Here is a 12,834-nt window from a genome sequence, read left to right on the forward strand (position 1 = left end):
ATTATATCCAGCAGGCCAAATGGAAGGATATCCTACTTTTTTTTGAATCATATCAGATTTTTGAGGCTTGAGTGATATCAGGCAGTCCCCACACTTCAAGCTCATAGATCCGCGCCTGAAAATCATTCTGGGCCGGATAAGTAATATATAGTCTGATGTATCTGAACGAACAGCCGTCAGCCTCATGCACGGTTAAGACAGACTCATTATTCCGTACAGCCGCTATCTGCTCCCACTGCTCTGTGTCGTTGCTTCCCTGAAGCTCATAATCCATCGTGATATAGCCGGGGGCAGGAGAATGCCTGATCACAACTCTCAGAATATCTCTCTGCTTCAGCAGATCCAGCAGCAACCAATGGACGGGCCGGGCGGTGTCCGAATGCCAGGAATCCGTGACCCAGTTCTCCCACCTGCCATTCACCGCCTGGCTGGCTTGACAGACGGTCTCCGGGTCAAGGCTATACTCACTGTCCGCAGACACCTCAGCGCAAGCTGCATAATTCGTCCAGGCCTGTGCGGCATTGTGAGATTCCCGCTCCTTATGGTGATGGGTGAGCAGCTTACGGAGCAGAGAGAACAGCTCCGTATCCAGTTGGCTAATCTCCACTGTAAGCTGAAAAATTCGATCCGGCGGCAGCAGCTTCCGTCTCAGCGTATCCGCATGGAAACTAGAGATCAGATGGTATCTGAATTTGATATACCGGTCCCGGAACCCGCCGAATATCTGCCCCCATTCTTCATGAGAGGATAACCAGGGCAACGCCTTCTCGAAGATATCGAACATGATGATAGCCGAGCCGTGATAACTCCTGCGCATGGTTTCAAATTCAACCGCAACGGCATTTGCGTCATTGAGTCCATCCATAAGAGAGACATTGTCATTGAAACGTTCCACGGCTTCGATCAAATGACTGGAACGATTTTTATTGGACTCCACGAAATCCTCAACCAGCTCCAGATAGCTGTGAATCTCCGGTTCGCCTATTTTCGCTACGCTGAACAGCTTGTTATAACAATAATTCCTGATTTCCTTAAAAGAAGCATTGGATTTATTCCAGATATCCGCTATCAATTCCTCGGTCAGCTGCAGCTTGAAAAAAGGCTCCCCCTTCATCACATTCAGGGTTACCTCCTTGTTCAGCTGATTCTCCCGGATCACGATCAGTCGTCTGGCTGAATCATATTCCGTAATTAACACGGCATGATCGTCAACGACCGTCCTGTATTGGCTCAAAAAAAACAGATCGTTGTAGTTGGCAATCATCACGACCGGGCACTGCTGATCAATGTTCATGCGAATCGCAGACAGCAGCCCAGCAGCATCCAGGACCTCAGTCACCTTAAGGGTCAAGCCGAGCTTGTTAAGAATGCTGCGTCTGGAGGCCACCCAGTCCCCGTCCGCTGCCTCTCCCCAATTCATCATGACGGCATACAGGAAGGTATAGTAGAAATAATTCTCATACTGATGAAAGCCCGCAGCACCCGCCATGGGCAAATCCACGCAATTGGAGTGCATGGTCCGGTAGCCCTCGCTGTAATAGTCCATCTCCAGGGCCACTAACATACGAGATCCTGTGAATCAATATATTCTCTCCACTTCTGAAGACTGTATAGTTTATCTATATCGAGAAATTCCGGGCTTACCTCTATTGAGAAATGCTCTTCCAGGACCACCGCAAAATGAATAAACAACAAAGAAACCATGCCATAGCTTCGCAAATCCGCGTCCATACCTGCATTCTTCAGACGGGGAGAACCGCCGGGCAATTGAGCGAGCAGCTTACGAATCTCCTGTTCCCGGTCATCCATAATTCACAGCCTCCCCGTCCGGTCTATCTTCCAGGGTAGGCTGCCCAGCATGCTTGTTCCTCGCAATCTCATAGATGGCGTTCATAGTTGCCACTCGTTCATAGGATTCGGATAAGGGGATATTCTCTCTAGTGCCCCCAAGCACCTCAGCCAAAAACTTAAGCTGGTTCACATAGTAATTCTGCGGAGAGTATACAAGCCTGTCTGTTGTTCCCGCTTCCGTATGTTCAACCTGAATGATGATCTTGTAATCCCCATAACAAGGCTTGAAAAAGCCGCTGATCCTTACCCTGGCCCGCTCAAACTCCAGCCAGTGGGTGGCATTGTTCGGCATTTCAAAGGAACCCAGGAACTCTGCCTCGACGCCCCCTTCATATTGCAGCGCCGCATGAAAGGTCCAATCACATTGATTGACACCGGAGAAGGTCGAGAATCCGTCCAGTGTCTGCGGCTTCAAGCCGATGACCTTTTGGATAAACTGCAGCCAGTACGAGCATTCGTCGATGAAGCAGCCGCCGCCGTACTCCGGCTTGAACCGGTAATTATCCGCGCTGTAGTTGCTTTGCAGAATTTCAAAGGAGATCCGGGTTTTGATTTTTGTCAGTTTGCCGTAGGTTTCTGCTGCTATCATGTCTGTTATATCCTGCTGCCAGGAATGATGCTGGACCATTAGCGCTTCAAGGACGTGCACACCCTGCTCCTTCGCCCGTTCATTGATGAGCAGCACCTCATCGGCATGCAAGGCCATCGGTTTCTCAATCAAGACATGCTTGCCAGCCTCAATCGCCCTCAGCGTCCATTCCTTATGCAGGAAATTGGATAACGGAATATAGACCACATCAATGTCCGCCGACGCCAGCAGCTGATCGTAGCTGTCAAACACATGCGGAATCTGATGCTTCAGCGCATAGGCTGTAGACCGGTCCAAATCACGCGACGCTACACCATACGTTACAAATTGATCAAGCTCCCTGACCGGGTTAATGATCGAGAACGGAGCGATTGTGGAGCAGCCCAAAATTCCAATACGATATGGCTTCTGAGTATTCATATCCTTACCTCCTGTGATTCCGGATATCTAGCCGCCTGAGCTGTTGTAATTACGAATCGCTTTGGACCAGATCCATCTCGTAATTCCCAGCAACAGGATAGGAGACAGAATGGCCCAGAGGAAGAGGCCCGGATGTAACCGGTCCAGCACGAATAAGGGTGAGAAGTTAGTAATCAATAGAACAGGAACCACAAATATCCCTATTCGCTGTATCCATTTGGAGTAAATCATCATTGGCATGTTATTCAGCTCGAACAGGCCGTTTGAGATGTCATTGACAGCAGCAATCTGAATGAACCAGAACGATAATAACTGCGGGATCAGGAACAAGGTGTAGGTCACGAACAGCCCCAGCACAAGGAAGAAGATGAACCCGCCTATTGAAGCGGCATCGGCCGGAAGCCCCTGTCTTCTCCAGCCCACCACAATCATGGTCACTCCGCCCAGCACATTCGGAATCGCCAGCCCAAAGTCAACATTCCGTAAGGTCATCATGAATTGCAGGGAAATCGGCTTGGTTAGCAAAATATCAAGTGACCCGGTTCTTACATGCTCCGGGATCTGCACAAAGTTGATGGCAAATAGTCCCCAATATAACCCCGTCATCAAGGTATAGGTGCCAATAAATAGCAATATCGCATCCATGGGCACGCCATCCAGCGTTAATCCCGCCTCATAGACAATAATCACATACAGGAATTTGGCGAACAGATAGGAGGTCTCCACCAGCAGGCCCATCAGGAAGTTAACTCTATACTCCATTTGGGACATCAGGGAATTTTTGATGAACAAGCTGTATATGAAACCGTACTTCCGGAGTGATCTAAGCATCGGGTTCCCTTAACCCCCTACGGCAATATATTTCTTGATCGCCACTGTCCAAATATAGCGCGTAAGCAACAGAAGGAGTCCAATCCATAGCAGTTGCAGCTCTATCACATGCAGCGCCTGAAGCAGGGTCAGCTTGCCGTTGATTACATTCACCGGCATGTAGATCGTATACTTGAACGGCAGGTAATCGAAGACAGCCAGCCATGTCGCCCCAAAAATATCGAGCGGAAAAATCCCGCCGCTAAAGATCTGAATCAATAACGCTGTAACATGAAAAAAGTAAGAAACATCGGTTAACCAGAAGGCAATCGCGCTGACCGAGAAGGAGATCATGAAATTAAGGACAACCGCCAGTATAAGCACGACACCAAAAACCAGGATACGCGATACGCTGATTGGCGCCTTGAAGTAATAAACCATGAACAGTACCACGCCCAGCAGCATGATTAACGTAATGGCAAACGAGAGGACCTTCCCGCCAAGGTAGACACATATTTTATAAGGAAAATAACCGATCGGCCGCACCAGATATTTATTGAGCCCCCCGCTCTTGATATCATGGTTAATGTCATATTCCAGACCCGTAGCCACCAGCCGCGAGATCAGGGCAGCTACGATGGTGTAGACGATCATCTGCTGGTAAGTATAGCCATACAAGTTCATATTAGAGGCATGGCTATAGACCGCCTTCCACAGGAAGAGCTGGATGAAGATCGGGAAGAAGAGACTGGCAAAACCCATAAAAAAGTTAAAGCGGTATTCCATGGAGTTCTGGATTCCCAGCGAAAAGCTGACGGCAAATTTATTGTTCATCCGCGCGGCTCCGGCTGTTCATATAAACGTGCAATGGCCTCCTCCAGAGGAATGTCCTCCAGATTCAGATCAATGACGGGAAAGTGATCCATGGCCATTCTGGAATACTCCTTGAACTTCGCTCGCTCCACTTCCAGAATGACGTCATAGCCTCTATATTCTTTGATAGAACCCATAACGGCCAGATCCTTCCGCTCGACGATGGCCGAGAACGTCAGCTTCATTCGTTTTTTCTCATTCATGACCTCATTGATCTTGCGGATCTCCCCGTCATACACCAGCTTGCCCTGATTGATTACGATGGTCCGCTTACAGAGGTCTTCAATATCCTTCATATAGTGGCTCGTAAGCAGCAGAGTCGTGCGGAATTCATGATTGTAGGCCTTGAGGAACTCACGGATGTTCTTCTGAGAGACCAGATCCAGGCCTATCGTCGGCTCATCCAGAAAAATAATTCTCGGCCGGTGCAGCAAAGCTGCGATCAGCTCCATCTTCATCCGCTCACCCAGGGACAGTCTTCGGACCTGTACATGCAGCAGGTGCCTGACATCCATCAGCGTCACTAACTCGTCAAGTGTCTCCTTATACTTCTGATCGCTGATTTCATAAATACACTTGTTTAAATACAGGGAATCGCTTGCCGGCAGATCCAGCCACAGCTGGTTTTTTTGGCCCATGACAATGGAAAATTGCTTCTTGAAGTCATTTTTCCTCTCCCAGGGCGTGTAGCCCAGCACCTCCGCACTGCCATCAGTCGGATAAAGAATACCGGAGAGCATTTTCAAAGTGGTGGTTTTGCCTGCTCCGTTCGGACCCAGAAAGGCAACCATCTCGCCTTCGTTAATATCGAATGAGACCTTATTTACTGCATCCTTGGTTAATTTCTCCCTGTGGAACAGATTCTTGACAGAGTTTCTGATTCCCGTTTCTTTTTTGTAGTAGTCAAAGGACTTGCTCAATTGATCCACATGAATGACCATACCGGCATCCCTACTTTGCAATGGTTATCAATCTGATGAACGGGCTGTACCTCCGGATATGCTCCGGCTGCAGACCAAATATATTCTGTGCCTGCACTTCCGCAGCGCTATCCAGCTCAACAAGCTCCTCTGCGGACAGTTGAAAGAGTTGATACTGATACTCCTTCAAAAACCGGAATACATCACTTATCGAATTCCCGAACCGTAAAGCCAGAACTTCCGTCGCTTCCAGCATGAGCATGGGCTTCTCATGATGCTGTAAATACTGTTCCATTCCCTGTAATGCTTTTAATTCGCCGCCTTCAATATCGATTTTGATCAGGTCAATATGGCTGATCTGCTGCAACTCAATGTACGTATCCAGCGTTTGCACCCGGCAATGGTAGGTTTCATGCTGCAAGGCCGGGTCAATGATTAACGCAGCATCCTCAGATCCGCTTTGTACAGGCAGATAGATCTCGGCTTCCCCGTTATAGTCCGACAGCGCAAGCTGATTCAACACTACATTCTGCAGCTTATTTAATTGGATGTTTCTTGCCAGTTCAGAGAAGGTAGGGCTTACCGGCTCAAAGCTATGAACTCTGCCCCCAGGCCCCACCGCTTGTGCGAATAACGTGGAATACCATCCATAATTCGCCCCGATATCCAATACTTCAAATCCTTCACGGATCAGAATAGATAATAACCGGCTCTCTTCCCGCTCGACATATCCATCCCGCATCAGGAATCCGAGACTGTTCACATGCCCGAGATCCCAATGAAACCGTCTCCCATCTGTAAGCCTGATCCGGGTCTCATCCTTATGAATCTCAATCTGCTCCACCTGCTCTTTAAGCGCCCGTCTAAGCAATTGGACAGCCTCGACCCTCTTCTCCCAAAACATCCGCTGGATCTGCTCATACCTGGTTTCTTCCGGCATCATCGGCCTCCTGTTGCATAGGAATGTAAATAAGCCAGCTCATCCTCCGCAATCTGCTTCAATTGCTTCACGGTAGCGGTTAACCCTCTGTCCATATTCAGGGTCATCTTCATAAAGCTCACTTCAAGCTTCCTCCAGGCTGAGCCGTGGTGAGCAACATCCATGGTGCTGCAGGTGCCGAAATGCCTTGACCGTGATAGGGCAATCGTGCGGATGCAGCCAAACTGTTGTTTGAACACCGGATGATCCATTACATTCTCCGGCCCCCTATAAGCTCCAACATCCATGATCCGTTCCGAAATTCGGGCAAAGGCGCGGGGGAGCAGCTCTTCATAGGGCTGTGTAGTTAAGTAAGGCCGGATAGAGTTCAGGCCAGGCTTCAGGCTGAGCGGCGGGCTGATTTCGATAACCGGTTCACTGAAGGTGCGCCAGGCCTGCTCCACGCAAGTTCTGTCGGCCAATAGGCTTGTTGCAAAATAAGGATCTGTTATTCTCAGGCTCTGGTCGTCTGCCGCTTCCGCAAGCACATAATGCAGCATATGGTCCTTCCCGTAAAATTCCTTCATGTAGGGAACATGATAAGCGTCCACCGGCAGCAGATACATCCGTCCACGATCCACCGAGTCTAAACGGCAAGGCTTGCATTCAACCCCATAAGCATGCCGGATGAAGCTAAACAGCTCATTCACCGGCACCGAACTGTCGAACCAGTCATAGCCAGCATAATAATTAATGGAGAAATTATACCTGTACAGCGGATTCGGATCGGCATGATGGACAGACAGCCACAATGTAACCGCATTCAACAAACAATCATAGGGGCCAAAGGGAACCGCCCAATCCGCCAGTTTGCGGCTCACAGCGGAATTCTTCGTGATAGCCTCCATCCCTATTTTCCGTGAAGATACAGCAGAATGCATTTGGAGCATACCGGCATCAGGCCGCATTGCAGGGTTTCCCGTACCCTTTCAAAATTGTCGCCATCCCATATCTCTTTGAGATCCTGATCGGCCAGATTCCCCAGGGAGAACTCCGGAAATAATTTGCACGCACTGACTTCACCGTCAGCCAGCACATCCAGTCTGGTGCGGATCGACAAGCATTGCGTTTTATTCTGGGCAGGCTTCTCTGAACCGAGTACAAAGTCCCGTACTTCATCCAGTTCGAGCGCGGGCTGATACCGTGTTCTTAAATTCCAGGTTCGCTGGTTAATTCTCTCCATCTGCGCAAGCAACGGATCGATCCTGTCGGGCGAAATTTTATATTTAAACGAATGCCAGCTGTTGCGGTGCCCTTCCTCCAGATCATCCGCCAGCCACTTGAAATGCTCGTTGAAATAGCGGTCCATATTGCTCGATACCTCATCCGGCAAATACCACGGGAAGGTAATATACACCGAGTCAATTCCTTTATTCTCAAAAAACTCCACAAAATCATACAGCTTATCAATCATGACATCGCTAATGGTCAGATGGATGGAGATTTTCCCCTGATAGATGCCCTCCTTCTCCAGCTCCAGCAGCTTATCAATGCCCGCCATCACCTTCTTGAAGGTACCCTTTCCCCGGATCGCATCATTCTCTGCTTCGAAGCCTTCCAGGCTGATCAGACAGACCAGACTTTTGGACATTTTGAGGATGGAATCCAGCTTCTCGATGATTTGAATACCGTTGGTACATAACACCGTCCATCTGGGGTCCTGCTCCAGCAGGTCGGCCAGCTCATTGAACCGGCTGTAATACAGAGGTTCTCCTCCCCAAAGGAACATATTGGCGTTCGTTTCTTTGGTTTGCCGGAACACTTTTTCAATCACAGCGAAATCAAGCTCTTCCCGTTGCTCGGCTCTGCCCAAATCCCGGTGGTACCCCTCAGCGTTCCATTCAAAGCAATGCTTGCAGGTCGAGTAGGCGGGGCCTTTCCTTCGTGGATTGTGCCCCTACCCCTCACAGATCCGTACGTGCGCAATTTACGCATACGGCTCTTCACCCCATCGTTCACAATTGGCCTTAATCGTAGATATTGACGTAGATCCGCGGCTTAGGTAGCCTGAATTCGTTTAGCACTTCGTAGAACCTCTCCCAGGTGAAACTCCTGCGCTGACTTCTGCGGTTTAGCCATGTATAGATCAAGTCGAGCGTTTGCATGTAATAGGTTTTTATTTTCTCCGAGTTATCCGTGATTCCATAGTATCGGTAGTGTCCCGACAGTTTGGACCGGATGACGCCTAGGAAATCCTCCTGCTTCATGTGGCGATTCCACCTGACCCAGCTCTTCATGGCTCTGACCTTCTGTCTGAATTTCTTCCCACTCGTTTTACGCTTTACCCGGAAGGTTCCTTTTCGGCTCTTGGCGCAGTAGTGCGTGAAGCCTAGGAAATCGAATGTTTTCGGTTTCCCTTCGCCCTTCCTCCGTGATTCTGCTTCCGCAAAACGACCGAACGCGATGATTTTCGTCTTCTCTTCCGCAATGCTTAACCCGAATTTCTCCAGCCGGAGCACAAGTGCGGTATAGAAGCGTTCTGCATCTTCTTTGTACTGGAAGCAGCATACAAAATCATCGGCGAAGCGCACCATTTCGGCTTGCCCCCCGCACTGCTTCCTCACCGTCACGGTAAACCATAGGTCAAGGACATAGTGCAGGTAGACGTTGGCTAGCAGGGGCGACACCACCGAACCTTGGGGAGTTCCTTCCTCCGTCGGTTCAAAGTGTCCATCCTCCTGAATACCTGCTTTCAGCATCCGTCTCACCAGCCGGTGGATGTTTGGATCTCCGATTCGCAGTTCGAGGAATTTCATCAGCCATTCGTGATTTACATGGTTGAAGAAGCCGGAGATGTCTGCATCGACGACATAGCTGGTTTTTCCCTGCTCGATGACCCGGTTTAGATGTTTCAGCGCACTGTGCATGTTTCGGTTCGGGCGAAATCCATACGAGAAATCCATGAAGTCTTGTTCATAAATGGCTTCCAGTACTCTTTTCAGCGCATGTTGCACCAGTTTGTCTTCATACGCAGGAATTCCTAGGGGCCGCATGTTTTTCCCGTCCTTTGGGATGTACACTCTTCTCGCGGGCTGAGGTCTGTAGCTTCTTCGCTTTAACCGGTCCACCAGGTGTGTTACATTCGCTTCCACGTTGGCTTCGTACGTCTCTTTGGTCGATCCATCGACTCCGGTTGCCTTTCCCGGTTTCATCTCTTTGTGACTTCTCTTTAATGCTTCTGTGTCAATGAGATGTCCGATGGAGTTGAACCGTAACTTCGGATCTGCTTTGGCCATTTCTGCTATTCTTGTTAATTTCGTTTCCATTTTTTTTTCCCACCTCTGTGTGTGGCCAATGTGTCCTTACCAAGATTGATGGGGTGTCGCCTGCCTTTCCTCCGCCCCCATTACAGGGGTTTCACAGGTCTTATGCGGCAATCCGACTCCCTGAACGCCGTTTGACATTCTTACGTGTTACGGCTTGTTTGCCATACTCCTGCAAAGGTTCCTAAATAGTACTTCTCTCGCAGAAGAGCGTCAGGGTCTCCCGAGTTGCTGAGTAACCATGGGTATACATGCCTGGCTCTTCGACCCCGGGGAAGCTCCTCCATCCTCGCCTTTTTTTTTTTTTTTCGGCTGGAGTCATGTTGTCTTCCGGGAAAGTGAGCCCGTCGACCTTCCCGTTTGCTGCATTTCGAGGCTCCATCACTTTCAGGCCTGCATCCTAACTGTCTACGCTTAAACGGCAGGGTTACCCTTGCCGCTCCAAGACTCGCTATTGGTGGCGTGGCTTTCGCCTTTCCAAGCAGGGGTTCCACCTGCTAAGTTACTCAACCTAGGCTCGGTCGCTCCGCAGATTACAGCCATTGGTTAATTTAAGCCCGACCTCGACCGGAAGATTCGTGGAATACGCAGGATTGAGATGAACCTGCTTATGCGTGACCGACATATGTTTAATGGTTTTTTTCAGGCGCTCAAAGGAATCCCGGTCCAGAACTACGGATGTTTGCGGCTGTCTCATCAAAACACCTCCCGTAATGTAATACTTGAGTTTTATAGCTTTTGAGGTTCTCACTGCATGTCTCCAGCACCTCAAGCGGACACCCCATACTCATCCAGTGCTCATCCCTTATGCCAAAACCCAGCCGCTCCCATAGCTCCGCGTTGCAGGCTTCATGCTCACCCAGCGGCTCCAGGAAAATAACCGGCGTGAAGGATTCCAGCGAATCCAGCAGGGTTCCTCCCCCCGGCTTGCTGATAATAGCCTTCGAGTTACAGATCAGCTGATAGAAGCTATGCTTCACCCCGGTATCCTCGCTAAAACAATGATTGATAACTTCACCGAATGGCGGCAGGGTATATTCATTCTCGTCGTTCTTCATCCAGGGCGACCAGCCCGGCTTCACCATGTAGTAACGGTGGTCGGGTCCATAAGCCTGATCATCCGTCAACTCATGAATGACGATGTTCAAATCCAGGGAGTGATTCAGCTCTGCTGCCGTCTCCTTGTAGGTCCCCATTCCCCAGCCGCCGCCATGGATGACGAACCGGTTGTCACGTTCCTTATAGTCTTTAGGGGCAGCATGACCCATGGAAATACTGTAATTCACCCGCCCAGCCGCCCCGTCAAAAAACCAGACATCGTTCACCGTAAACAGATCATTCCGGATACTGTTGGAATACAGCTTCCACGATGGAGATATGACCGCGTCCATATGAATCAGCTCGACATGCACATCCTTGCGGTAACTCTTCGCGTACTCTTCCAGAACGGGCATCCAGAATCCCGAGAAAACCATAAACACCCTCCGGTTCTCTTCTGCCCACTTGCCTAAAAGCCGGGTTACCAGCTGCGGGTCCAGATTCGGTGTGATATCCCTAATCATTCTGTGACCCAGCTTGGCTACATCAAACCTGGTAGAGAAAACCTTCTTATTTTCGATTAATTTCAGTCTCGTTTCGGGCGGATACAGGCTCTCCAGCACTTCCAGATCGGCCTCATATGACCTGCTTAGCTCGTCACGTAACAGGACTGCGGGCGTATAGACTCCCAATGCGACAGATGAGCATAAAATGGTAATCATTTGTCAGCTCCCTCTTTTTACGATCAAGACTGGTCAGTTATAAACCTTAATGGTTAGAGACTTCAAGACGTCCTTCACCCGCTGGATTAGCGTGAATGCTTCACTCACATCAGAGGCATAGGGAGCAGCTACATAAAGCTTCCCCTTCCTCCATTCAGACTCCGCGTCAGCAAATGCGGTATTGCCGGAGCCGAACAGCGTGTTTGCACCCAGCGGTATAATTCCTTGCCTGTTCTCTTGCGTAAACAACAATTCGTTGGCTTGGAGAACCTCCAGTACGTGCAGCATGGTCACTTCCGCAGCGCAGCCTGCCGGGATAAAGGTCAAAAAGCTGGACAAGGAATACTGCTGTAAATCGTTATTGAGATGATGATTAATCAGCCCCATGGACTTTCTGGCATTAATCTCAACGATGGGCACCAGCTCACCGCTTGCCAGCTGCATGGAATCTATACATACCTCGCCGTGATAGCCTGTCTCGAACAAGTCCTTGCAGGCATATTCCATAATGCTGAAATAATTGTTTTTCCAGAGCATCTCAATGAACCCGGGATCGGCGGGATAAGAGCCTGAATAGGAGAAGGATTCGTTTACCATTTGTTGAACAGAGATGTACTGCACATCCCCCTGCTCTGTTATGAACAGCTGACAGGAGAAATCCTCGGTTTTATCAAGCAGGGGTTCGATTATGAACTGTGTTTGTTTGCCCCTACTCTCTTGCTCTAGCAGATAGGCGGCAATTCTCTTCAGCATTCTCTCGCTTGAAATTAACATATTGCCTTTGCCTGAGACACCCAGCGGGTCCTTCACCAGCACTTGTCCGGTCTGTAGCAGCTGAAGCCCGTAGGTCAGCAGTTCCTCAGAACTTTCAGCTATAGAAGAACTATTGCGAATGCCCAATCTTTGTCTTAGTTCATGAGAATAAATCTTTGAATTCACAGCTCGAACTGTATCTAAGGGGGGAAACTGATTACCGAAATTGAACCTGCGCACTAACTCACTGGTATCGGACAGAATAGAATAGGGAGAGATCAGAGCATCTTGCGGGAGTAGCTGCTGGTAGTAGCCTGCATCAGCCATTAGAAGATCAAACACATGCAGCCTGTAGTCATCCGCATGAATGGGATTTCTGCAATGAACATTGGTGAAGGTATAGCCGAGCAGCGATAAATAGCTTCTAAGATGCTCGTCCATGGGCTGCCGGGTGAACAGAATGTCCTGCTCCTTACATAACGGAAACAACAATTCATCCATGCCCATCGTCACAGCTTGGCTGCTGTTCATAGAAGGAAGCATAGATCCATGCGGACTCCGCCACCACGCTTCAGAATCAAAGGTGCCTAGAACCACGGTTGACTTCATCCATGAA

Annotated in this window: 12 protein-coding genes and 1 pseudogene; all 13 read right to left on the bottom strand. The window is 49.4% G+C overall.

Annotated features, from left to right (window positions below):
• Positions 1–52: 52 nt before the first annotated feature.
• Positions 53–1,564 (bottom strand): discoidin domain-containing protein, encoded by a 1,512-nt coding sequence (locus MKY64_RS16205; protein ID WP_340954261.1) that lies wholly within the window; start codon positions 1,562–1,564, stop codon positions 53–55.
• Entirely contained in the window at positions 1,558–1,809 is a 252-nt protein-coding gene (locus MKY64_RS16210; protein ID WP_340954263.1) for an acyl carrier protein, read from the bottom strand. Before MKY64_RS16210 ends, MKY64_RS16205 begins: the two co-directional genes overlap by 7 nt.
• The gene (locus MKY64_RS16215; protein WP_340954264.1) at positions 1,802–2,860 is read right to left on the bottom strand and encodes a Gfo/Idh/MocA family protein; all 1,059 of its coding nucleotides are present in this window, start codon (positions 2,858–2,860) and stop codon (positions 1,802–1,804) included. The genes MKY64_RS16210 and MKY64_RS16215 overlap by 8 nt, the downstream gene beginning before the upstream one ends.
• A gap of 27 nt (positions 2,861–2,887) precedes the next feature.
• On the bottom strand, positions 2,888–3,691 hold the full coding sequence (locus MKY64_RS16220; RefSeq protein ID WP_340954265.1) for an ABC transporter permease: 804 nt from the start codon (positions 3,689–3,691) through the stop codon (positions 2,888–2,890).
• A gap of 9 nt (positions 3,692–3,700) precedes the next feature.
• A complete protein-coding gene (locus MKY64_RS16225) occupies positions 3,701–4,504 on the bottom strand; it encodes an ABC transporter permease (protein ID WP_340954267.1) in 804 nt (267 codons plus the stop codon).
• Positions 4,501–5,484, bottom strand: coding sequence for an ABC transporter ATP-binding protein (locus MKY64_RS16230; protein ID WP_340954269.1), 984 nt, complete (start codon positions 5,482–5,484; stop codon positions 4,501–4,503). The genes MKY64_RS16225 and MKY64_RS16230 overlap by 4 nt, the downstream gene beginning before the upstream one ends.
• A 10-nt stretch (positions 5,485–5,494) precedes the next feature.
• The gene (locus MKY64_RS16235; protein WP_340954272.1) at positions 5,495–6,403 is read right to left on the bottom strand and encodes an FkbM family methyltransferase; all 909 of its coding nucleotides are present in this window, start codon (positions 6,401–6,403) and stop codon (positions 5,495–5,497) included.
• Positions 6,403–7,263 (bottom strand): hypothetical protein, encoded by an 861-nt coding sequence (locus tag MKY64_RS16240; RefSeq protein WP_340954274.1) that lies wholly within the window; start codon positions 7,261–7,263, stop codon positions 6,403–6,405. The genes MKY64_RS16235 and MKY64_RS16240 overlap by 1 nt, the downstream gene beginning before the upstream one ends.
• Before the next feature lie 29 nt (positions 7,264–7,292).
• Complete coding sequence (locus MKY64_RS16245; protein WP_340958097.1) at positions 7,293–7,856, bottom strand: SPASM domain-containing protein; 564 nt, start codon at positions 7,854–7,856, stop codon at positions 7,293–7,295.
• Positions 7,848–8,288 (bottom strand): annotated as a pseudogene (locus MKY64_RS16250) (radical SAM protein); the annotation flags it as partial. The pseudogene MKY64_RS16250 and the gene MKY64_RS16245, both read right to left, overlap by 9 nt.
• Positions 8,289–8,409: 121 nt before the next feature.
• Positions 8,410–9,708 (bottom strand): group II intron reverse transcriptase/maturase, encoded by a 1,299-nt coding sequence (ltrA, locus tag MKY64_RS16255; RefSeq protein ID WP_340950427.1) that lies wholly within the window; start codon positions 9,706–9,708, stop codon positions 8,410–8,412.
• 647 nt (positions 9,709–10,355) lie between these two features.
• Positions 10,356–11,465, bottom strand: coding sequence for a hypothetical protein (locus MKY64_RS16260; RefSeq protein WP_339223898.1), 1,110 nt, complete (start codon positions 11,463–11,465; stop codon positions 10,356–10,358).
• 33 nt (positions 11,466–11,498) lie between these two features.
• Positions 11,499–12,827: a hypothetical protein gene (locus MKY64_RS16265; protein WP_340954276.1), complete on the bottom strand. Its 1,329-nt coding sequence runs from the start codon at positions 12,825–12,827 to the stop codon at positions 11,499–11,501.
• Between the last annotated feature and the right edge of the window lie 7 nt (positions 12,828–12,834).

The organism is Paenibacillus sp. FSL R7-0210 (assembly GCF_038009085.1).
Classification (GTDB): Bacteria; Bacillota; Bacilli; order Paenibacillales; family Paenibacillaceae; genus Paenibacillus_AQ; species Paenibacillus_AQ silagei.